19 protein-coding genes are annotated in these 23,107 nt (G+C 54.0%); 4 read left to right on the top strand and 15 right to left on the bottom strand.

The features are described from left to right. Positions 1 to 185: 185 nt before the first annotated feature. Positions 186 to 1,055: a crotonase/enoyl-CoA hydratase family protein gene (locus HMPREF3143_RS11245; protein WP_008501218.1), complete on the top strand. Its 870-nt coding sequence runs from the start codon at positions 186 to 188 to the stop codon at positions 1,053 to 1,055. On the opposite strand, the gene pdeR is transcribed toward HMPREF3143_RS11245, so the two are convergent. The 6 genes from pdeR to HMPREF3143_RS11215 all read right to left on the bottom strand — a co-directional run bounded on the left by pdeR (position 1,052) and on the right by HMPREF3143_RS11215 (position 11,192). After that, positions 1,052 to 3,043, bottom strand: a complete 1,992-nt coding sequence (gene pdeR / locus HMPREF3143_RS11240; protein ID WP_021240293.1) for a cyclic di-GMP phosphodiesterase — start codon at positions 3,041 to 3,043, stop codon at positions 1,052 to 1,054. The genes HMPREF3143_RS11245 and pdeR overlap by 4 nt on opposite strands. Positions 3,044 to 3,366: 323 nt before the next feature. Continuing rightward, positions 3,367 to 5,301: an exoribonuclease II gene (locus HMPREF3143_RS11235; RefSeq protein WP_070533071.1), complete on the bottom strand. Its 1,935-nt coding sequence runs from the start codon at positions 5,299 to 5,301 to the stop codon at positions 3,367 to 3,369. An 88-nt stretch (positions 5,302 to 5,389) separates the two neighbouring features. Next, positions 5,390 to 6,376: a CMD domain-containing protein gene (locus HMPREF3143_RS11230; RefSeq protein WP_008501221.1), complete on the bottom strand. Its 987-nt coding sequence runs from the start codon at positions 6,374 to 6,376 to the stop codon at positions 5,390 to 5,392. A 156-nt stretch (positions 6,377 to 6,532) separates the two neighbouring features. Next, a complete protein-coding gene (fabI, locus tag HMPREF3143_RS11225) occupies positions 6,533 to 7,321 on the bottom strand; it encodes an enoyl-ACP reductase FabI (protein ID WP_003856831.1) in 789 nt (262 codons plus the stop codon). A gap of 270 nt (positions 7,322 to 7,591) precedes the next feature. Further along, the gene (locus HMPREF3143_RS11220; protein WP_070533067.1) at positions 7,592 to 10,687 is read right to left on the bottom strand and encodes a multidrug efflux RND transporter permease subunit; all 3,096 of its coding nucleotides are present in this window, start codon (positions 10,685 to 10,687) and stop codon (positions 7,592 to 7,594) included. A gap of 94 nt (positions 10,688 to 10,781) precedes the next feature. Continuing rightward, entirely contained in the window at positions 10,782 to 11,192 is a 411-nt protein-coding gene (locus HMPREF3143_RS11215; RefSeq protein ID WP_084832180.1) for a colistin resistant protein CrrC, read from the bottom strand. Between the two features lie 247 nt (positions 11,193 to 11,439). On the opposite strand from HMPREF3143_RS11215, the gene HMPREF3143_RS11210 reads away from it, so the two are divergent. Beyond that, complete coding sequence (locus tag HMPREF3143_RS11210; RefSeq protein ID WP_008501224.1) at positions 11,440 to 12,144, top strand: response regulator; 705 nt, start codon at positions 11,440 to 11,442, stop codon at positions 12,142 to 12,144. Beyond that, on the top strand, positions 12,141 to 13,205 hold the full coding sequence (locus tag HMPREF3143_RS11205; RefSeq protein WP_070533065.1) for an ATP-binding protein: 1,065 nt from the start codon (positions 12,141 to 12,143) through the stop codon (positions 13,203 to 13,205). The genes HMPREF3143_RS11210 and HMPREF3143_RS11205 overlap by 4 nt, the downstream gene beginning before the upstream one ends. Here the strand turns inward: HMPREF3143_RS11205 and HMPREF3143_RS11200 are convergent. From HMPREF3143_RS11200 to pspF, 9 genes are all read right to left on the bottom strand, one after another. Continuing rightward, complete coding sequence (locus HMPREF3143_RS11200) at positions 13,186 to 14,127, bottom strand: ATP-grasp fold amidoligase family protein (RefSeq protein WP_025913073.1); 942 nt, start codon at positions 14,125 to 14,127, stop codon at positions 13,186 to 13,188. The genes HMPREF3143_RS11205 and HMPREF3143_RS11200 overlap by 20 nt on opposite strands. 148 nt (positions 14,128 to 14,275) lie before the next feature. Next, the gene (sapF, locus tag HMPREF3143_RS11195; protein ID WP_008501227.1) at positions 14,276 to 15,082 is read right to left on the bottom strand and encodes a putrescine export ABC transporter ATP-binding protein SapF; all 807 of its coding nucleotides are present in this window, start codon (positions 15,080 to 15,082) and stop codon (positions 14,276 to 14,278) included. Position 15,083: 1 nt separating this feature from the next. Continuing rightward, positions 15,084 to 16,076, bottom strand: a complete 993-nt coding sequence (gene sapD / locus HMPREF3143_RS11190) for a putrescine export ABC transporter ATP-binding protein SapD (RefSeq protein ID WP_008501228.1) — start codon at positions 16,074 to 16,076, stop codon at positions 15,084 to 15,086. After that, on the bottom strand, positions 16,076 to 16,966 hold the full coding sequence (gene sapC, locus HMPREF3143_RS11185; protein ID WP_025913072.1) for a putrescine export ABC transporter permease SapC: 891 nt from the start codon (positions 16,964 to 16,966) through the stop codon (positions 16,076 to 16,078). The genes sapD and sapC overlap by 1 nt, the downstream gene beginning before the upstream one ends. Then, a complete protein-coding gene (gene sapB / locus HMPREF3143_RS11180; protein ID WP_008501230.1) occupies positions 16,953 to 17,918 on the bottom strand; it encodes a putrescine export ABC transporter permease SapB in 966 nt (321 codons plus the stop codon). Before sapB ends, sapC begins: the two co-directional genes overlap by 14 nt. Next, complete coding sequence (gene sapA, locus HMPREF3143_RS11175; RefSeq protein WP_008501231.1) at positions 17,915 to 19,555, bottom strand: ABC transporter substrate-binding protein SapA; 1,641 nt, start codon at positions 19,553 to 19,555, stop codon at positions 17,915 to 17,917. Before sapA ends, sapB begins: the two co-directional genes overlap by 4 nt. 458 nt (positions 19,556 to 20,013) lie before the next feature. Further along, a complete protein-coding gene (locus HMPREF3143_RS11170; protein WP_021240286.1) occupies positions 20,014 to 20,229 on the bottom strand; it encodes a hypothetical protein in 216 nt (71 codons plus the stop codon). A 91-nt stretch (positions 20,230 to 20,320) separates the two neighbouring features. Beyond that, complete coding sequence (locus HMPREF3143_RS11165) at positions 20,321 to 21,202, bottom strand: hypothetical protein (RefSeq protein WP_032663419.1); 882 nt, start codon at positions 21,200 to 21,202, stop codon at positions 20,321 to 20,323. A gap of 76 nt (positions 21,203 to 21,278) precedes the next feature. Further along, complete coding sequence (pspF, locus tag HMPREF3143_RS11160) at positions 21,279 to 22,256, bottom strand: phage shock protein operon transcriptional activator (protein ID WP_070533063.1); 978 nt, start codon at positions 22,254 to 22,256, stop codon at positions 21,279 to 21,281. Positions 22,257 to 22,422: 166 nt separating this feature from the next. Between pspF and pspA the strand changes: the two genes are divergently transcribed. Then, positions 22,423 to 23,091, top strand: coding sequence for a phage shock protein PspA (gene pspA / locus HMPREF3143_RS11155; RefSeq protein ID WP_021240283.1), 669 nt, complete (start codon positions 22,423 to 22,425; stop codon positions 23,089 to 23,091). Positions 23,092 to 23,107 lie beyond the last annotated feature (16 nt).

Genomic DNA, 23,107 nt, shown 5'->3' with positions numbered 1-23,107 from the left:
CCCAGGCGCGAAAAGTTAATATTTTCAATGATGCAGAAATTGGCTTCAAAAGAGAAGGGAAAAAATGCAATAACCAAATTACATAAACGGAAGTGATAAAATTATTCCCCCTCATGCTGCGGGCTTATTGAGTGGATTAGTCTAAAACTGCGCGCAACGCGCTTTTTTATAAGAGGAATTAGACTATGACAGTTATCAATCAGCCTACCTGCACACTGTTTACCGATACTGAACGGTTCACCCAGCTGTCAGGCTATTACGAGGCAGAGCGACATACAGTCTGGATGATGTTGCGGGCTCAGCCACGTCCTTGCTTCAACCATGCGTTAATAGAGGAGATCATGAACCTTTCATGGCTCGTCCGCCAGTCTGGTTTTGCGGTCGATTTTTGGGTGACCGGATCGCTGGTGCCTGAGATGTACAATGTGGGCGGTGACCTGCAGTTTTTCGTCGAGTGCATTCAGCACGGTCGACGTGAAGCGTTACGGGCCTATGCGCGCGCCTGTGTCGATTGCGTGCATGCGGCCTCCCGGGGGTTTGATACGGGGGCCATCTCGCTGGCCATGGTCGAAGGCAGCGCGTTAGGGGGCGGGTTTGAGGCCGCTCTTGCGCACCATTTCGTTCTGGCGCAGCGCGATGCACGTTTAGGTTTTCCCGAGATTGCTTTTAACCTGTTCCCGGGCATGGGGGGATATTCCCTGGTAGCTCGCCGTTCAGGAATGAAGCTGGCGGAGGAACTCATCTACAAGGGGGAATCCCATACGGCGGAATGGTACGAACAGCATGGCCTGGTGGATCTCCTGTTTGAACCCGGACAAAGCTATGTCTCCACACGAACCTTCATCGACACGCTACGGCCAAAACTGAATGGCGTAAGAGCGATGCTGCGCGCCCGTACGCGCGTTCTGCAATTGCCGCGCAGTGAATTGATGGACATCACGGAAGACTGGGTGGACGCGGCTTTCTGCCTGGAACCGAAAGATATCGCCTACATGGAACGTCTGGTGATGCTGCAAAACCGCCATCACGCGGCGGGGTTGCGTAAAGCCAGTTAATGCTGTTTTCGCGCCTGATATCGTTTTAGCCATCGCTCGAATGCGGCAGCGGGCATCGGCTTAGCAAACAGAAAACCCTGCCGTTCGTTGACGCCGTTCTTGGTCAGAAAGGCGTCTTCTTTTGCATTTTCGACCCCTTCGGCAATCACCTGCAGGTTTAACGCCTGCGCCACCGCGACGATGGCGCGCACCAGAGACTGGGAGATGGACTGCTTATGAATATCCCTGACGAACGATTGATCGAGTTTTATGGCGTCAATAGGGAAGCGGGCCAGCTGAGAAAGGGAGGAGTAGCCGGTACCAAAATCGTCGAGATGAATTTGCGCCCCCAGCCTGCTGAACTGCTGGATCACGGAGAGCGCCAGCTCTTCGTTCTCGATGAGACAGCTTTCGGTTAATTCGACGTCCACCGGGCAGTATTCAAAATTTAGATCCTTCAGCGCCTGCTTTAAGTCGCTAAAGATAGTCTGGTCGGCCAGCTGACGCGCAGAGACGTTCACGGCCACGCGCAGGTTAATTCCCTTATCGCGCCATTTCGCCACCTGGCGAACCACATCCAGCATCACCCAGCGGCCCAGCGGCACAATCAACCCTGACTCCTCGGCATAAGAGATAAACTCCAGCGGTGGGATCAACCCGCGTTCGGGCGATTGCCAGCGGACCAACGCTTCAAGACTTCTGACCTCTCCGCGCCAGGTGATTTTAGGCTGGTAGTGGATCAGGAGCTGGTCGTTATCCAGCGCCTTACGCAGGTTGGTATCCAGCCAGAGATACTCAAACACGCGCTGGTTCATCTCGGGCGAGAAGACGCAGAACTTGCCCCGGCCGTTCTCTTTAGCGGTGTACATGGCGGTATCGGCGTTACGAATGACGCTTTCCCGGTCGTTACCGTGCTGCGGGGCGAGGGCGATGCCCAGGGAACAGCCGGTGTAAATTTCAATCAGGCCGATTCGAAACGGCTGGCGCAGGCGGGTTAAAATGCGCGACGCCATCGCTTCCAGAGAGCCCTGAGAAGTATGGGTGGCCATGACGATAAACTCATCTCCGCCAAGTCGTGCCAGCACCTGTCCCTCATCCAGACAGCTCAAAATGGCGAGCGCGACAGCCTGTAACAGCTGATCGCCAAACATATGCCCGTAAGCGTCGTTGACCTTTTTAAAGTTATCCAGGTCGAGATACACCACGCCAACCTGCGTGTCGCCGCGGTGACTGATGGCGTCAGAGATCAGGTCGTGGATCGCATTGCGGTTTGGTAAGCCGGTGATGGTATCGGTATTGGCCAGCACGCGCAGCCGCTCCTGAGCGCGGCGTTCCTCGGTAATATCTGTACCGGAACAGATAAGGAAAATTTCATTTTTACCGCTGCCGCTGTGAACGAATTTGTTTCTGAACAGAAACAGTCGTTGCCCTTTACGCGTTTTGATCCAGCGTTCGACTTCGTAGGAGCTGCCGTTGCGGAAGAAACCGGTAATATTGCGTTTTGAGGCAGCCGCTTCGCTGCGGCTCATAAAGAGCTTAAACACGTTCTGGCCAATCACTTCTTGCTCTTTGAGGCCGGTATACTCTTCGCTCAGCCGGTTAAAACGCTGAATATTGCCGTTCTGATCGAGAATAACAATCACGGAGTTAGCCTCTGACACCACCTGTTCCGCAAAAGAGAGTCCCTGAGCCAGGTCGCGCGCCACGGAGGGCGTATCGTTCCAGGCGGAAGCCGTACCGGCCCATTCGTTACGGGTAATTTTACGGCCCACAAGGTGAACCGGGACATCTTCCCCGAATAACGAGAGCGTCATGGAAATGCTGGAGGTAATAACGGTTAAATGACGGATAAGATCGGCCTGATCGTCGTCCAGCGCAATCACCTGAGTGACATCGGCATTTTCACTGGCGGCAAGGTGCAGAGCGTTGCTGTCAGCTGACAAGCGCCACCATGGGCTGTGGGTTCCCATGTAGCGAAACAGCAAATTCTGCTCCAGATCGTCCATCATGTTTTCTCCCGCAGCTGTTCAGTAGCGCACCAATTATTCATTTGCAGTCGACTTTTCCGTTGAGAAGCAGCGGCAAAACCGAAGTGAACTTATTGTTTTTCCCTGAATTCTTATAATAAAACGAGTCAGATTTAAAAGGATACTGAGCGTATAAAAATTCACGTAACCGAATATAACAACACTCTTTTACTGTAGATAATTATGGCGAATTTGGGCGAGGGGAGGCTGAAAATAGTAAGAAAAAATAATGATTTTGTGGCGGGGATAAAAAGAAAAATTGTCGGCCTTTCCGGAAAGGAAATGACCGACAATTGAACAGGTTATCAGGCGACAGGACGCGCGATAATACTGCGGGTTTCCATACGGACTTCAGCGATAGTGACGTCAATCACGTCGGTGACTTTGTAAACTGTTTCACCTTTAATTTGCACCGTACCGTTTTCCTGACTACAGACCATTTCATCGCGAACAGCATGCAGGAATGGCGCCGGAATAAACGCGACAGCACCGTTATCGACCAGACGGACGCGCATCCCCCCGCGGCTGATATCAATGATCTCGGCGGCGAAACGGGTATCCGTACCGGCTTTATCCTGCAGGAAGCGCGCGTAAAGCCAGTCGCCAACGTCACGTTCTGCCATGCGGTTCAGACGGCGGCGATCGGCCATCTGCAGCGTGGTCTCCTCCTGAGGGCGGGCAACGGTTTCGCCTTTGATAATCGCTTTCAGCAGACGGTGGTTAACCATATCGCCATACTTACGGATCGGTGATGTCCAGGTCGCGTAGGCTTCGAGGCCGAGACCAAAGTGCGGGCCAGGCTCAGTGCTGATTTCAGCGAAGGACTGGAAGCGACGGATGCGGCTGTCCAGGAAGCCCGAGGGCTGCGCGTCCAGTTCGTGGCGAAGCTTGCAGAAGCCCGGCAGGGTCAGCACTTCTTCCGGATCGACGTGCACGTCGTGATTCTTCAGCAGGGCAGCCAGCGCTTCGGTATTCGCCGGATCGAAGCCGGTATGGACGTTGTAAATACCAAAGCCCAGCTTGTCGCGCAGCACGCGTGCGGCACAGATGTTGGCGGAAATCATCGCTTCTTCAACGATGCGGTTCGCAATGCGTCGCGGCTCGGCCACGATATCCAGCACTTCGCCTTTCTCACCCAGAACAAAGCGATAATCCGGGCGATCTTTGAACACCAGCGCATGGGTTTGACGCCATTCGCTGCGGTTCAGGCAGATACGATGCAGCAGACGGATCTGCGCGGCAATGGCGTCTGATTCCGGTTTCCAGCTACCGGTATTTTCCAGCCAGTCGGAGACGTTATCGTAGGCCAGCTTGGCTTTCGACTCGATGGTGGCGGCAAAGAACTCGATATCGTCTTCAATCGCGCCATCTGCGGCAATGGTCATTCGACAGGCGAGAACCGGGCGCACTTCATTTGGGCGCAGCGAGCAGAGATCGTCTGACAGTTCACGCGGCAGCATTGGGATGTTGAAGCCCGGCAGGTAGTTCGTGAACGCACGAATTTTCGCCGTTTCGTCAAGCTTGCTGCCTTCAACAATCCAGGCGGTAGGATCGGCAATGGCAACGGTGAGGTGCAGTTTGCCGTCGGCACTCTCTTCAGCGTACAGCGCATCGTCCATATCTTCGGTGCTGGCGCTGTCGGTGGTGACAAACTCCAGCGCGGTGAGATCGCGACGCGTCAGACCTTCGTCCTGCATCTCGGTTGCCACGCCGTTCGGCGCTTCTTTTTCAAGATTGTGGCGTGCCAGCGTAACCCACCATGGCACGAAATGATCGGCGCCAAAGGTAATGAACTGGGTCAGTTCCGCATAAAAACCGCGATCGCCTTTCAGAGGATGACGGCGCATTTCTGCTACGGCCCAGTCACCTTCTTTAAAATCATGCTCAACGCCACGGGCGGCGCGGCAGGGAATGGCATCTTTCAGCAGAGGATGATCCGGCACGATAGAAAGACGATCGTCTTTTCGCTGCACCTTGCCCACAAAGCGGGTCAGGAACGGTTCGATCAGTTCTTCCGGCTCGGCGGACTCACGTTCCTTTTCGGTATGAATGACGGCCATGACGCGGTCGCCATGCATCACTTTCTTCATCTGCGGTGGCGGAATGAAGTAGCTTTTCTGCGCGTCAATTTCAAGGAAGCCAAAGCCCTTTTCCGTGGCTTTTACGACCCCTTCTGCACGCGGCGTCTGGGAATGCAGTTGCTGTTTAAGCTGCGCTAGCAGCGGGTTGTCCTGAAACATAATGTTCTATTTTCGTAGCCATTGAGCGGCTGACAGTTTTACGCGATTCTCACTGTCTCAGCAAGCGGTCTTTGGGTAATGAGTGGGGTTATTCCTCTTTACCAAACGCCACTTTCAGACGATTAAGCCAGCCATCAAACGCACTTTGGGTAAGCAGCGTGATGGCATATTCGCCCTGGAGTCCTTGATCCGTGAGCGGGGTAAACTGTGCGGCACTGAAGCGGTCCGGCGAGCGGGTCAGCAGTTCGACCGCTGCCGAAAGTGCGGGTGACGTCTGCGGGATCTCCGCGCGGCTGTTTAACAGGATTTCTCCGGTCAGGTCGAGCAGCGTCGGCTCATGACAAAGCACCGGCGTCAACGCCTCGAGCGCGGGTTCGGCCTGCCAGCGGGAGAGGGACTCCAGCTGATGCGCATTCGCGTAGCGCAGCTCGACGACGGGTAAAAGCGGCATCCACGCATCGTGGCTCGCGGGAAGCGTGTGCGGCTGAATATGGTGCCCCGGCAACCAGCGAACAGGATGTCCCAACAGCGCCTGAAAAATCGCGACCACGCGCGCCTGAAAACCGATAAAGCCGATAATCTGGTTAATCACCACGATGTCGTACGTGGACAGGCCCACCTCATCAAGCTGGTTCCGGGCTTTATCATCAATGACATCAGGTGAGCTGGCGAGCTGGCGGGCATACTGGGTGATTTGCGCCAGGCGGCGGTTGCTTTCGCGCGAGGAGTCCGGGCCGGGAAGCGGGGCGAGGAGGGCGGCGTAGTGGTTACAGAGCCGCTGAACGCCGCAGGCCTGTGCGACCGTTAACGCGGTACTGAGCCGATCGTAAGCGCTGAGCGTATGCAGGCGGTTCACGGGAATTGAGAGCGGAAACAGCTGGTGGCATAAGGCTCTGGCAGGGGTAAGCCAGCCAGAACAGGCGGCGACAATCTCATCAGGCAGGGCTAAATCGAGCAAAAAACGATCGTCGACGTTAGCGGCTTCGGGCACCAGGGGCAGAACATCCGTCTGCGCGTGGTTTGACTGGGTTTCATGATACCAGTGGCCTTTGCCGGAAAAACGGCGTTGTTCCATGTGCGTTCCTTGATCTCAAAATGGCGATCAATATCCTGGCGTAAGGCAGATAAAGGGAAAAATATTGTTAGGTGATAACAAATAGCAGAACGGAATAACGAAGGGGTGACGCGGGGGGGGAAATACTCTCTTCCCGGGCGGGAAGAGAGTCACAGCTTATTTAATTTCCAGCTCGTTCATTGCAGCGATGTTGAAGCCGCCGTCAACGTGAACCACTTCGCCGGAGATACCCGCGGAAAGGTCAGAGCACAGGAATGCTGCAGAGTTACCCACATCTTCAATGGTAACGGTACGACGAATCGGGGTAACCGCTTCGCAGTGTGCCAGCATTTTACGGAAATCTTTAATACCGGAAGCGGCCAGGGTGCGAATTGGACCCGCAGAGATGGCGTTAACGCGCACGCCTTCAGGACCCATTGCGTTCGCCATATAGCGTACGTTGGCTTCCAGAGACGCCTTAGCCAGACCCATAACGTTGTAGTTAGGGATAGCACGTTCTGCGCCCAGGTAGGACAGGGTCAGCAGGGCTGCGCCCGGGTTCAGCATCGCGCGGCAGGATTTCGCCATCGCAACGAAGCTGTAGGAGCTGATGTCGTGCGCGATTTTGAAGCCATCACGGGTTACCGCGTTCACGTAGTCGCCGTCCAGCTGGTCGCCAGGCGCGAAGCCGATGGAGTGAACGAAACCGTCGAATTTCGGCCATGCTTTTGCCAGTTCAGCAAACATGCCGTCGATGCTTTCGTCTTGTGCAACGTCACATTCCAGAACAATGCTGGAACCCAGCTGCGCGGCAAACTCTTCAACACGGCCTTTCAGCTTGTCGTTCTGGTAGGTGAACGCCAGCTCAGCGCCTTCGCGATGCATTGCCTGTGCGATGCCGTATGCGATGGACAGTTTGCTGGCAACGCCAGTCACCAGAATGCGCTTACCGGAAAGAAAACCCATAGCTTTAATCCTTATATTCATTGCTTATTTTGCCTTGTAATTCATAGCGTTACAGGCAGTATTTCAAAATCATTCGAAATTAGCTCGAAATTATAGCCCACTCACGACCCTTTGTGTCACGATATTTCTCGCACTTCTCCGAAGTCGCATGCCCCGAAGAATGCGCCGCGGACTCGCGGGGGCGCGAAATTTCAGCATTCGTCCAGTATATCACCCGGCAACAGCTTCGCCTCATCCAACCAGCGAGGAGGCGCGATCCCGCAAGGGTGTTCATGCTTTCCTGATGTTGCCGATGAAGCGCGCAATAACGATAAAGAAAACCGGTACGAAGAAGATCGCGAGAAGCGTACCGCTAATCATGCCGCCAAATACGCCGGTACCGATGGCATGCTGCGTACTGTCGCTCGCACCGGTGGCCAGCATCAGAGGAACAACCCCTAAGGTAAAGGCTAACGATGTCATCAGAATGGGGCGCAGACGCTGACTGGCGGCATGAATGGTCGCCGCCAGCAGGGGTTGCCCTTCGCGATGCAGTTGCCTGGCAAACTCCACAATCAGAATGGCGTTCTTGGCCGACAGGCCGATGAGCGTAATCAGACCGACCTTAAAGAACACGTCATTGGTCATGCCGGCAACAAACACCGCTATCACCGCGCCGATAAGGCCCAGTGGAACGACCAGCATGACCGCAAAAGGAATAGACCAGCTCTCATACAGGGCGGCGAGAACCATAAACACGACCAGTATCGACAGGGCGATCAGGCCCGGAAGCTGCGATTCCGATTTTATCTCCTGTAGCGAACTCCCGGCCCACTCACCCGCCATGCCCTGAGGCAGGCTCCTGGACAAGCCCTCCATGGCCTTCATTGCGGTGCCGCTGGATACGCCTGACGCCGCACTTCCGGTAATCCGTATAGCAGAATAACCCTGGTAGCGCGTCAACTGCTGCGGCGCAACGTTCCAGGATATCGTCGCAAACGTTGATACCGGCACCATCTCACCCATCCGGTTTTTCACTGATAGTTTCAGTATCTGCTCGGGCTGCATTCGATAGGGGGCATCGGCCTGAATAATCACCTGTTGAACGCGGCCGTTGTTCGTATAGTCGTTGACGTAATTTGAGCCCAGGGTGACGGAGAGCGTCTGGTTGATATCATCGAATGAGACGCCCATCGCTTCCGCCTTTTCCCGGTCAACCTGGAGCGCAAGGCTGGTTCCTTCCGGCAGACCGTCTATATAGACATCGCTGAGTTCAGGGCGTTGATTAGCCTGCTGAACCAGCGCGTCGGCGGCCCTCTTTAGAGCCTCATAGCCCGCTCCCGCTCTGTCCTGAACGTACCATGTGAAGCCCGAGGAGGTGCCCATATCCGAAATGGCCGGCGGGAGCAGGCTCATTGTGACGGCATCAGTGACGTTCGTCATGCTGGCCTGTATGTGGTCGGCTTCACCCTGAGCCGTCGAGCCCTGCCGATTTTTCCAGTCCTTCAGCGTGGTGAAGGCCATAGCCGAATTCGGTCCTGAACCTGAAAAGCCAAACCCCAGGATCATAATGTTGCTTTCAATGTCCGGCCGGACCGCAATTTCCGCTTCAAATTTTTTAACCACGTTGAGGGTGCGCTGCATCGTGGCATCAGAAGGCAGCTGGATAGAGGACATAAAGTAGCCCTGATCTTCATCCGGCAGAAAGGACGACGGTAGCGAAGACAATCCAACAAACAGCGCCGTGCAGAGCGCAACGTAAAGGAGCAGCATACGCCCGGTTCGCTTCAGAACGGCACCCAGCCCGGCTTCGTAACAGACGGTGAGCAAACGGAAGCGCGCGTTAAACCTGGCCGCGAACCTTCCACTTCCGCTCTTTCCTGCCTTGTGCGGCTTGAGTAACGTTGCGCACAGGGCAGGCGTTAGCGTCAGGGCCAGAAACGCGGACAGCAGTATGGAGACCGCCATAGAAATACAAAATTGTCGATAGATAATCCCGACCGAACCCTCAGCAAACCCCATGGGGATAAAGACGGCAGTGAGCACCAGCGTGATCCCGATAATCGCCGGGGAGATCTCCTGCATGGCCTGCCGGGTAGCGTCCCGTGGGGAGAGGCTTTTTTCCGCCATCAGTCGTTCGACGTTCTCCACAACCACAATGGCATCATCAACGATAATCCCTATTGCCAGCACCATGCCGAACATCGTCAGAATATTGATGGAGTATCCGCTCAATAACATCACCGTGAAGGTGCCAAGAAGTGCGACGGGAGCAACAATCGCCGGGATAAGCGTACAGCGTATCTTGTGCAGAAACAGAAGCATCACCAGGAAGACCAGCACCATCGCTTCGACAAATGTCTGAACCACCTTCATGATAGAAAGTTTCACAAACGGCGCGGTATCGAAGGGAACCGTAAACGCCATTCCTTCCGGTAACACCTGGGAAAGCTCGTCGATGCGCGCGCGTACGCCTGAAGCTGTACTCATTGCGTTGGCACCCGGCGACAGCTGGATTGCCGCCGCCGTTGCGGGCACACCATTTTCGCGGATACCGAAAGCGTAACTTTGCAGGCCGGACTCAACGCGCGCGACGTCGGACAGTTTCAGCCTCGCGCCCGATGCATCTGATTTCAGGGTAATGTTTCTGAACGCCTCTACCGAAGTGAGTTGCCCCTTCACGCTGATGGGATACGTTACGCCTTGTCCCGCAGATGCTGGTTCATCTCCCGTTTTGCCGGGCGAAACCAGGGCATTTTGCTGGCCAACAGCAGTAAGTACATCGCTCACCGAAAGGCCGTAGCTGTGGAGCTTCATCGGATCCAACCAGATACGCAGCGCTTTTTCGCCGCCAAACAGCTGAACTTTCCCTACGCCGGGCACGCGACGAAGCTCGTCACTGACGTTTCGGGCAAAATAGTCGCTTAAGTCGGCTTCCTCGAATTGACCGCTGGTGGACTTCAGCCCCACCATCATTAAAAATCCAGAATTAGCGGCCTCGACGTTAATGCCGTTTTGTCTTACCGCCTGAGGAAGACGAGGCTCGACGATCTTTATCTGATTCTGCAGATCCATCTGTGCCAGCTTGATGTCCGTGCCGGGTTTAAACGTGACGGTAATCGATGCCGAACCGGTTGTGTCGCTGGATGATTCGAAGTAGAGCAAATTATCTACGCCAGAGATTTCGCGCTCGATTAACGATACCACCGACGTATTCATGATATCGGGGCTGGCCCCCGGGTAACTAACGGAAATAATGATGCCCGGCGGAGCCACCGCTGGATACTGCGCAACCGGCAAACGAGGAATAGACAGGAGACCCGTCAGGACGATAAACAGCGCCACGACCCAGGCGAAAATAGGGCGGTCAATAAAAAAATGAGGCATTGGTTTTTTTTGTGTAAAAGAGTGAGGCAGAGACTCTACCGCGCACCTGTTTAGCGGAAGTGGGCGGTTTATGGAGGATGTGTGGAGCAAGGGCTCAGATCATTCTCATAATGAGGTACAGCGGTGCTCCACCAAAAAAAATGATCAAATAACATTCATAGTAAAAGATCAGATCCGCAATATCGGGTATCGCGTTTAACAGCACGGTGAACGTAATAATGAGATAAACAAAAATCACCATCAGCCAGAAGGCGATGATAAGAAGCTCAATGAACGCGCCGGCTTTATTTTGTATAACCAGAGAAACCACTGACAATGCGATGCAGCCATAGATAAGGGGTGAAGAGAGCAGCGTCGAGGCGACTTTCTCATCCATTCTGTGTACCAGCACCAGCCAGGCATAAAGTAATCCCCACGACAGCAGCAGAAACAGGAAATATATGCCCAGTTTTTTAGGAGAAAAATATTTAGAAAGTTCCATGTTCATTATTTCAGCCAACTTCATAAAATCTTTAAGAAACAGTGGTAATTTGCAGCCCGCAATGCACAACGCGTTATGCCTCATTAGCGATTTTGAACGGACATTGTCGAGTCTTTATTGACTGAATGTGTAGGCTGTGTGGAGAAATAACCGGGCATTTAAATCAACCGGGAAATTTTCGTGACTACGGCACTTTTTCCCGGAGGCTGCGTCTTATTGTGCTCAAGATATCTGATAGCGTGCTTAAAGGGATTTCACCCGCGGAGATAATATGAACAAAAATACGCTGATCCTTGTTGTTGAAGATGAAGACGAAATCGCCGATATACTGATGAGCTACTTAGAGCGTTCGGGAATGAAAACGCTCAGGGCCAGGCAGGGCGAGCAGGCGATAACGCTCAATCGCCTCCATAAACCGGATCTCATCTTGCTGGACATTCACCTGCCCGTGTGTGACGGCTGGAGCGTGCTTACCACGCTTCGCCATGAAAGCGCTGTCCCCGTCATTATGGTTTCCGCTCTCGATCAGGACGTCGATAAACTTATGGGTCTGAGGCTCGGCGCGGATGATTACGTAATCAAACCCTTCAACCCTTCGGAAGTTGTCGCGCGGGTTGAGGCGGTGCTGCGTAGAACAAAGCCTGCGCTTCAGCAGGCGGGGGCCCTGCCGCTCAGAACGCCATTCATTACGGTCTATCCGGATGATTTCTACGTGGAGGTTACTGCGGGGCCCGAGGTTATCTCCCCGGTCTTAACGACGACCGAATTTAAATTGCTTTCTTACCTGGTGCGGTATCCGCGCAAGGTCTGTTCCCGTGAAGAGTTGCTCAACGCGTGTTTGCCGGAAGGCGATACGCTCGACAGAACCGTCGACAGCCATATGAGCAAGCTGCGAAAAAAACTGGAGCTGGCCGGTCTTTATGGCGTTCCCGAGAGCATCAGGGGCATGGGTTACCGGCTTGGGGAAAAGAAATGAATAAAGAGTCTGTCCTGAGTCGTCAGATCTTAACGTATATGCTATTGCTGACGTTTACGATAATTGCCATCGCCATACTGGGCTCCTGGTTTTTTTACTCCTTTATTCTGGATCATCTTCCCGGCGGCCCTGCTGCGGGCGATGACGAGCAGATGACGATGTGGGACTGGGTATGGATTGGGACCGCGACAACGATCAGCCTGATCATTGCCGTATTCTTTACGGTCAAACTTTCATCGCGAATACTCACCCCGCTAAACACGGTCGCGTCCAGCCTGAAAAAAATTTCTCAGGGCGATCTGGACGCCAGGGCATTCTGTGCCAGTTCCCGGCTGGGAGAGATCAATCACCTGGTTACGGATTTCAATGAAATGGCAGAAAAGCTGCAAACGCTGGATATCCAGCGGAAATCCTGGAATGCTGCGATTGCGCATGAACTCAGAACCCCGGTCACCATTTTACGCGGAAGGCTTCAGGGGCTGGTTGACGGGGTGTTTACCCCGGATCCGGTGCTGTTTACTAACCTCCTTAAACAGACGGAAGGATTAACCCGTCTGATTGAAGATCTCCGGGTTATCAGTTCGGATGGCGGGGCAGGATACACGTTATACCAGGCCAGAACGGATCTGAAAGGGACAATACTGGACGCGCTCGATACCTTCATGCCCGAGTTCAACCGTAAGGCATTTAGCGTCCATACTGAACTGAGGGAGCAGCAGTGCGCATTCGATCCCTTACGCATCAATCAGTGTCTGACCGTTTTATTTGACAATGCCTTACACTATTCCACCTCGCGCAAGCTCACGGTAAAAAATGGTGTTTCGGATAAAGGCAATTTTATCCTGATTCAGGATGGGGGACCGGGTATTCCCAGGGAGTTTCATGACTTTCTGTTTCAGCCCTTTCAGCGCGATAACGGTGCCAGACAGTTGAACCCGGAAGGCTGTGGTTTGGGCTTGTCGGTGGTAAAAGCCATCATGCTGGCGCATGGTGGCGATGTTACCTATACATTATCAACGCAAAACCATTCGATATTTAAACTCACCTGGCCCGACTCGTGAGCGTCAGCGGTAGGTCAAATGTGCCTGCCGGCGGTAAATGCCATATTTTTCCTAGCTTAGCATCCCATTCCTGCGGGGTAATCGACAGTTTACCGCGTCTCGGGCTTAAGGTTATTTCACTGAAATAGATTTCATCTTTTTTTAGCATGAGGTCAACGCGGCAGTAGTCAATACCATCCGCCAGCTCCTGGGATGCCAGCAACGCTTGTCGGAACAAGGCCGGTTCGCCTGGCGCCAACGGTGTATTCGGATATTCCATCTGAAAGGGTTGTAAGTTCCAGTACCTGTCGTAAACGTTGATGAAACCTTTGCCGCTGTCATCCGTAAAATCCGCTTCAACATAGTGGGCAACGCCATGAAAGCAATGGATCCTTAGCATTTCGGGCGCTGTGTTCCTGTCTGCATCATCGAAGAGATCGACATACGGTTCGCAAAGTATTTTTGGCGTAATGTTTTTGTACTGCCATTCGCGCGTGGTGTAGTACATATTTTTCTTTAACGCGAGACTGAGTTTTTTACACGCCTCCCTGACGTTAAATTGCGCTTTGTTCGTACATATTATTGTGCTGCCACTGTCATGGTTGCACTTAAGGACAAATTTTTCAGGGAGCGTCGAAAAATCAATCTGGGACACCTTACTGTAGACGCCGAGTAATGGCACCGTTTTCGCACGCGTTGTTCTGGAGATTACGTATTCCCGAACGGCGAGTTTATCGGCAAGCAGGGTATAGACGTTATTGTGGTCATAGACCAGACGATGACATATTTTTTCACTCAACGTCGTGGGTGATTTAATGTCAGGGTGCTTCCCCGATGTTTTCTTGAGCCTCACAGTATGAAAGTACAGGTCCGTCATTAAAAATGAACGACATTTTCTGATGAGGTACTCGGTATATTTGAGAACGTAAGTGGCGTTGTTCATTTCTTCTCCTTCGTAATGTCCGGATATTCTGGAGAAGAACTGTTGATGTATTTTGCTGAGAATATGGAGCAGCTATGGAGATGAAAAAGTTAAGGATTAAACAGCGTGTTAAGGCTATTTAATCCTTATTAAGCGGTGCAACGTTTGTTTACCGATCTTTGCGCCACGCATCGGCCGTCAATGCTTCACCGAAATGACCGGCTATCAGCCGTTTTGTCAGCTCGTGAAGCGGGGAGGCCATCACATCCGCCGTGCTGCCGCGTTCAACCACTTCACCCTGGTGCATAACCATCACCTGATCGCTGATGTGTTTCATCATCCCCAGATGCTGGGTGACGTAGATATACGAGATGCCCTGTTTTTCCTGCAGCTCCAGCATCAGGTTAATCAGCTGTGAACGCATCGACATATCCAGCGAGGCAAGCGCTTCGTCAGCAATGATCACTTTCGGGCGCAAAATCAACGCACGCGCCAGACCCAGACGCTGTTTCTGGCCGGGAGCCAGCATGTGCGGGTAGTAGCTTTCGTGGTCCGGTAATAGCCCAACCATGCGCAGTGTTTCGAAGATACGCTTGCGGCGCGCCTCGGGCTCCAGGTCGGTGTTCAGACGCAGCGGAAAATCGAGGATCTGCGAAATGCGCTGGCGTGGGTTGAGCGAGGTCGACGGATCCTGGAAGATCATGCGGATGCGCTGGCTGCGGAAAGAGTAATCCCCGAACGTGAGAGGGTGATCGTCAATCAATACTTCGCCAGCCGTCGGTTCAACCATACCGGCGAGCATTTTCGCAAGGGTGGATTTCCCGGAACCGTTCTCGCCGATGATTGCCAGGGTCTGTTTTTCACGCAGGGTAAAGCTGAGCGGTTTTACCGCGTCGACAGTTTGACGATGAAACAGCCCCGTGCGGTAGCGAAAGGTCTTACTCAGGTTGCGGACTTCCAGCAAGGTTTCGACCATTTCACTCTCTCTCCATGTTCAGCGGGAAATGACAGGCGTAAAGATGATTTTTGGCCCCGGTCAGGCGTGGCGTCTCGATACATTTACGCTGCGCATACGGGCAACGCGGCCCCAGACGACAGCCTATCGGCAACGATTCCAGCAGCGGAATCGCCCCGGGCAGGGTATTCAGGCGGCTCTTATGCGGCATGGCGCTGCCAAAATCAGGAATAGCGCGGATTAGCGCCTGCGTATACGGGTGGTGCGGCGCGGTGATCAGGTCTTCACTCGGCGCGGTTTCGACCGTTTGTCCGCAGTACATCACATCAATTTTATCCGCCCATTTGCTGAGCATTTGCAGGTCATGGCTGATCAGCAAAATGGTGGTGTTGTTGTTCTGGTTAAGACGCGACAGCAGGCGGAAAATTTGCGCCTGCGTGGTGGGCTCCATCGCGTTCGTCGGTTCATCCGCAATCAGCAAACGCGGCTGATTGGCCAGCGCGATGGCAATCATCACTTTCTGACATTCACCGTCGGTCAGCTCGTACGGGAAGCTGCGCATCGCATCTTTGTGATCTTTGATCCCGACGCGGTGTAAAAGCTCAATGGCGCGACGCTTGCGCCAGCCCACGCGTTGCCACCAGCGGCCTTTATAGGTCCAGCCGGGGATGTTCTGCATCAGCTGTTTGCCCACGCGCTCGGACGGGTCGAGACAGGACTGCGGCTCCTGGAAAATCATCGAGACGTTATGCCCGACCAGCTTACGCCGCTCGCGGGGAGAGAGGCGCAGCAGGTCGATATCATCAAACCGCATACGGTCTGCGGTGACGCGCCAGTTATCTTTCGCCACGCCGCAGATGGCTTTGGCGATCAGGCTTTTGCCTGAGCCGGATTCCCCCACCAGCCCGCGAATTTCACCCTCCGCGAGGGTGATGCTGATGCGATCGACGGCTTTAACCCAGCCTTCACCGGTTTTGAATTCAATGGTGAGGTTGCGAATATCAAGAAGCGGCATTATTGCACCCCCGCGTTAATTGCACGGCGAATACCGTCGCCCAGCAGGTTGATCAGCAGCACGCTCACCATAATGGCCGCACCCGGCAGCATAACCGTCCACGGCGCCACGTAAATTAACTCCAGCGCGTCACCGAGCATCGCACCCCATTCGGGCGACGGCAGCTGCGCGCCGAGGTCGAGGAAGCCGAGCGCCGCGATGTCCAGGATCGCCATCGACAGGGCGCGGGTGATCTCGGTGACCAGCCCGGACGCGATGTTAGGCAACACGGCAAACCACAGAATATTGAAGGTGGTCGCGCCGTCCAGACGCGCAGCGACGACATACTCTTTTTCCAGCTCGTCATGCACCATGCTGTAAACCGAGCGCACGATGCGGGGCAGGATAGCCAGCCAGACGGCGAACATGGCATGCGACAGGTGCGGACCGGCAAAGGCAACCACAACGATCGCCAGCAGCAGAGACGGAATCGACAGCAGCGTATCCAGAATGTGGTTAAGCACCGCCGAGCGCAGGCCATGCGTGGATCCCGCAAAAATACCCAGCGCCAGCCCGCAGATCGTGGCCGCGAGCGTCACCACAAACGCGCCGCCCACCGTCGGGGCCGCACCGCTCAGCAGGCGGCTTAACACGTCACGTCCGAGGTCGTCCGTTCCAAGGAAGAAAGAGACCTCTCCGTAGCGCGACCAGGACGGCGGCAGCAGCTGATAGCCAAGGAACTGCTGGTCAATGCCGTACGGCGCAAACCAGGAGCCAAAGACACAGAGCAACACCAGACCGGCGCAGCCATAAAGGCCGATCATTGCCGTGGTATCACCATAGAATTTACGCCACACGGTACGCAGCACACCGGGCGTGCGCTTTTCACTGTATACGTTATCGTAGGGCATACCATTCCTTATGCTTCAATGGGTTGGCCATGGCACCCAGAATATCGGACAACACGTTAACAATAATCACCAGCGAACCAATCACCATCACCCCTGCGGAAATCGCGGCGTAGTCCTGCTGGCGGATAGCGTTAATCAGCCACCGCCCGAGGCCAGGCCAGCTAAAGACCATCTCGGTGATCATGGCCAGCGTGAGCATGGTGGAGAACTGTAATCCCAGACGCGGAATAACCGGCGGCAGGGCGTTGTGCAGGACGTTGCGGCGCAGGATGGTCAGGCGCGACAGTCCGCGCGTGGCGGCGGCTTTGACATAGTTCTGGTCAAACACCTCAATGGTGCTCAGGCGCATCAGGCGGATCACTTCGGTTGTTGGCGCAACCGCCAGCGTCAGTACCGGAAGCACCATATGGCGCAGGGCGCTGACGATCATCTCATGCCGCCACACGGAATCGGACAGCCACGCGTCGATAATGGCAAAGCCCGTCACCGATTTAACCGTATAGAGCAGGTCAAAACGTCCCGAAACCGGTAGCCAGCCCATTGTCAGCGAGAAGAAAAGCGTCAGCAGCAGCGCCAGCCAGAAGACCGGGATGGAGAAGCCAAGCAGGGCGAGGGCGCTGATAAACTTATCCTGCCATTTGTTGCGATATATCCCGGCCAGCATGCCCACGGGGATCCCGACCATCAGGGCAAAACCGAAGGCCAGAATGCACAGCTCCATCGTGGCCGGGAAAACCTCTTTCAACTGCTCGGAAATCAGCTGCCCGTTAATGCTGGACACGCCGAAATCCCAGTGCAGCAGCCCGTTAAACCAGAAGAGCCAGGCATCCCACAGCGACGATCCCTGGAGAGGGGCGTGGGGCGTGAAATAGCTCAGGCTAAAGCCGACAAAGTTGAGGAAAAAGAGCGTCACCAGCAGCAACAGGAGCCGGCGCAAGGTAAAAATAATCATGGTTTTTTCACCTCTTGTTCTTTTTCACGCGACACGCCGGCGAACGAGGCGTTGCCAAACGGGCTCAGCACCAGGCCTTTAATATCATAGCGATACGCCTGAAGGCGCAGGGAAGAGGCCAGCGGCAGCACCGGGAGTTCCTGGGCTAAGATCTTCTGCGCTTCATCATAGGCGTCGATGCGCGAGGCCAGCTGTTGGGAAGCCAGCGCTTTTTGCAGCACGGCGTCAAACTCCCGGTTACACCAGTGGGCGTAGTTGGTCTGCGAGTTTATCGCCGCACAGCTCAGCAGCGGCCGGAAGAAGCTGTCCGGGTCGTTGCTGTCGGTGGCCCAGCCGGTGAGGGTTAAATCATGATTCATGTCCATCAGGCGCGCCTCCTGGAAACGGCCCTCTACCGGTACGATGATCACTTTTACGCCCACCTGCGCCATATCCGCCTGCAGCAGTTCGGCGGTCTTGAGCGGGCTCGGGTTCCACGCCTGGGAGCTGGTCGGCACCCAAAGCTGCAGCGTGAGGTTTTCTGCGCCCAGCGCTTTCAGCTGTTCACGTGCTTTTGCCGGATTGTATTCCGTAATTTTAGCCTCACCGTCGTAGGCCCACGAGGCGCGCGGTAAAATTGAGGCGGCGGTTTCCGCCGTACCGTAATAAATCGACTGCATCAGGCGCTGGTTGTTGATGGCGAGCGCAAGGGCGTGACGAACGGCAGGGTTATTCAACGGCGGCTTATCGGTGTTAAAGGCCAGATACGCGATGTTCATCCCCGGGCGTAGCGTCAGACGCAGGCGCGGATCGTCGCGCAAAATCGTGAGCTGGCTGGCGGCAGGCCAGGCGAGTACGTCGCATTCTCCGGTGAGCAGCTTCGACAGTCGCCCCGTTCCGCCGGAACCCAGATCGACCACCACCTGCGGCATCAGCGGCGTGCCGCGCCAGAAATGCTCGTGGCGCTGCAGACGAATATATTGCCCGGCGCGGTATTCGGCCAGCTGGAACGGACCGGTGCCGACCGGCTGACGATCGAGCAGTTCCTGACGATCTTTTTTCGTCAGCTTCGCCGCGTATTCGGCCGACATGACGGACGCATAGTGGGTTGCCAGGTGCCACAGGAATGAGGCATCCGGGCGCGTCAGCGTGAACTCAACAGTGCGGTTGTCCAGCTTGCGCACGCTTTTCACGGTGTCGGCAAACTGCAGGCTGTCGAAATAGGGGAAATTGCTGCCGTTAACGTTATGCCAAGGATGGTTGCGGTTGAAGATACGCTGGAAGGTAAAGACCACGTCATCCGCATTCAGCTTGCGCGAGGGGGTAAACCACGGCGTGCGCTGAAACGCAACATCATCGCGCAGGTGAAAACGGTAGGTTGCGCCGTTATCCAGCACTTCCCAGCTTTCCGCAAGCTCGGGCACGAGACGGTAAGTGTACGGGTCTACATCAAGCAGACGATCGTAAAGCTGCGCGGCAAGGGTATCCACAATCAGGCCGCTGCCCGCTTTTTGCGGGTTGAAGGTATCCACCTGGCCGCTTACGCAATAGACGAAGCCGCTGTCACGAATGTCAGGCTGCGGCGTTTGCCCGGGCGCGGCAAAGGCCTGGCTGCTAAACAGACCAAGTGCAAAAAAGGACGATAAAACCAGACGCATAATTTTTAAGGTATTAAATATGAAGTGGCTATCCTACTAATTTTAAACGACATTATCCAGTATCGTTTAAGCCTGAGGGCATAATGGGGCAGTAACGTTTGCAGTCGGTCACTCAGCGTCACAACCCGATGCACGTTCATACCTGCAATCCACTTTGAATATACCTCATGGACTATCTTAGCATTTTCGTGGCGCATCTGACTCGCTATAAACGAAGGATTCGCTTCGGCGGATAGCATCAAGCTTGTGAATGTATGCCGTGAATGACAGGAAGACATGTTGTCGCTATCAGATCTGGGATCATACTTTCTGAAGAAAAATAGCCGGTAAAATGCGGCCGTTTATCACCAGATCTGAGAGCAGATCAAGTACGGGTAAGGCAATGGCATACGAACATTCTAAATAGCATAGAGTAAAAATGCTCACTTTGTTGTTACGTGCGTACCTGCCACCCTGGTTCATTTTTTCAGCACTTTCATAAGCATCATCAGTACAAACGCTATCATTGCAGACAGACCAAAATTGATCAGAATTGCTGTGAAATCATAGTTATTCATGGCTTCTTCACCATCGCCTGATATCTGGATATGTTGCATGAAAACATCATTAATCCAGCTGTCCGGGACGAGGATAAAACTGGCAATAAGTAAAACAACGAATATTATGATTTTCATCTCACACCACATTTACTGAAGTCAGGTACACCACGAACATCAATTTCGATTCCAATACCATTTTGGCTACCCTATTTGGCGGGTTGAATGGTCAGTTCCAGTATTCATATTTCGTCGTCATCACGGCCTTATGTTTTTCCACATACTGTTTACCCGTCCGATCGGCTGGGACAATCGTGGTATCCATATTGGCGCGTGTGCATTCTCCATGCGAGTTCCACTCCTCACACGTTGTCAGGTTTTTTTCAATGGTGAAATACGTCTGGGTCTTGCTCAGGGACAGATCACGGCCCTCGTTATCGTAGGTATACTCTTCTATGGTTGAGGGGGACTCGGTTTTGATCAGGCGATCATTGTCATCATAGCTGTATACAGTTGTATAGTTATCTATCGCCAAACTTCCTTTGCTTACCACCCTTGCCAGCAACCCTGATGAATTGAATACGTAGTCTATTGCGCCCACTGTGGTTTTATCTTTATCTCCTGGTTTTGTGGCCGCAATAATCGAACGATTAACCACGTGGCTGATAAGTCCATTGTTGTTCAGCTGGTACATCCCCTCCAGCGTCTGCCGATATAATTGTGTGGCCTTCTGACTGTTGTTATCGACTATTACGCCGTTCGCATCCAACTGAATGCGCCAGCCAAATTCCGTTCTGTTTAACTGAATTTCATTGGTAGTCGTGAAAACATTTTTCGGTCCCGGTGAGGTTTTGACCTCTTTAACACTGCTGCCAGTGAGTTCACCGCATTGATCAAAGTTGCTTTGAGCCGATGCGCGGATATACCCATCAGGGCTATCAACAGTGATTTCGACTGACTTAGGGATTTCGGTTCTTGTCTGCTGGTTCAGGAGGATGAGGTTGTTCAATTTGTTTTTAGCGAAAGTTTCCGCTGTGCATTGTGCGGCATAAGTCTGAAATGAGCAGAGGGATAGGAAAGTAATAAGTATGTTTTTATTATTGAATGGCATTGTATGTTGTCCTAAGGAGTGGAGCAGTTATCCAGGCTTGGTTTTGTAAAATGTCTGCTGTTAAATGCTGATATTGTCAGCGCATTTGATGCTTTTTAAGCAATGCCCTTAACTGATGGTAGGTCAAACCCAGCAGTTCAGCCGCCCGTTTCTGGTTGTATTTCGCCATCTTCAGGCTTTGCTCCAGCAGCTGTTTCTCCTGGTCGTGCTGGAACTGGCGCAGATCAAGGGGAAGAGCAGGGGCGTCGCCTGGAGATGCTGGTGCGGGCAAGGGCGGGGCGCTGCGCTGAAAAGGATCGATAATGATGTTGTCCAGCTCCGTCTCGCTGCTGCCGTGGCGATAGACGGAACGCTCCACGACGTTTTTCAGCTCGCGGATATTGCCCGGCCAGTGGTAAGCAAGCAGCGTCTCCCGTGCATAATCGCTGAAGCCGGGGAACAGCGGCAGTCCGAGCTCGCGGCACATCTGAATCGCAAACTGGTCTGCCAGCAGCATAATGTCGCTTCTTCGCTCGCGCAGCGGAGGAAGCTGCACGACGTCAAAGGCCAGGCGGTCGAGCAGGTCGGCACGGAATTTATCCTCTGCCACCCTCTCCGGCAGGTTGGCATTCGTGGCGCACACCAGGCGCACGTTCACCTGGAGCGGCTGGCTGCCGCCGACGCGCTCCAGCTCGCCGTATTCAATCACGCGCAGCAGTTTCTCCTGCACCAGCATGGGCGCGGTGGCCAGCTCATCAAGAAACAGCGTACCGCCGTCGGCGCGCTCAAAGCGTCCGGGATGGCGTTTCTGGGCGCCGGTAAACGCGCCCGCCTCATGGCCGAAGAGCTCGGTATCGAGCAGGTTTTCATTCAGCGCCGCGCAGTTAAGGGAAATGAAGGGGCCGTCCCAGCGCCCGGATAAGTAGTGCAGACGGTTGGCGATGAGTTCCTTACCCGTACCCCGCTCGCCGATAATCAGCACCGGTTTGTTGAGCGGCGCCAGGCGAGACACCTGTTCCAGCACCTCAAGAAAACTGTTTGCTTCGCCGAGTAAATTGTCTTTGTATCCGGGCATGATGAAATTAACCACTCCTTAGCGATATTCACCAGGCAAGAATAGTTCTTCACTGCATGAAAATCAACCATGGCCTGCTAAATCAATAAGATAAAAAGTTGGCATGAGATTTGTATTATCTGTACAGCAGGGCATCGCCCGATAACAGAACTATGAGGAGTCAATTATGGGTATTTTTTCTCGTTTTGCCGACATCGTGAACGCCAACATCAACTCACTGCTGGAGAAAGCGGAAGATCCGCAGAAGCTGGTGCGTCTGATGATTCAGGAGATGGAAGACACACTGGTTGAAGTCCGCTCTACCTCCGCCCGCGCGCTGGCTGAGAAAAAACAGCTTACGCGTCGTATTGAACAGGCCACCGCTCAGCTGAATGAATGGCAGGAAAAAGCAGAACTCGCGCTGCGCAAAGACAAAGAGGATCTGGCCCGTGCGGCGCTGATCGAAAAACAGAAGCTGGCAGAGTTGGTCGCGACGCTCGAGCATGAAGTGACGCTGGTGGACGACACGCTCACCCGCATGAAGAAAGAGATTGGCGAGCTGGAAAACAAGCTGAGCGAAACCCGCGCGCGTCAGCAGGCGCTGACCCTCCGTCACCAGGCGGCAAGCTCCTCCCGCGACGTGCGTCGTCAGCTTGACAGCGGTAAGCTGGATGAAGCGATGGCCCGTTTTGAATCGTTTGAGCGTCGTATCGACCAGATGGAAGCGGAAGCCGAAAGCCACGGCATCGGTAAGCAGAAGTCCCTGGATCAACAGTTCGCTGACCTCAAGGCCGATGATGAAATCAGCGAGCAGCTGGCGGCACTGAAAGCCAAAATGAAGCAAGACAACCAATAATAATGCCTGCGGCACC

Source organism: Enterobacter sp. HMSC16D10 (assembly GCF_001807145.1).
Classification (GTDB): Bacteria; Pseudomonadota; Gammaproteobacteria; order Enterobacterales; family Enterobacteriaceae; genus Enterobacter; species Enterobacter roggenkampii.
This window is presented reverse-complemented; position numbering and strand designations above follow the sequence as displayed.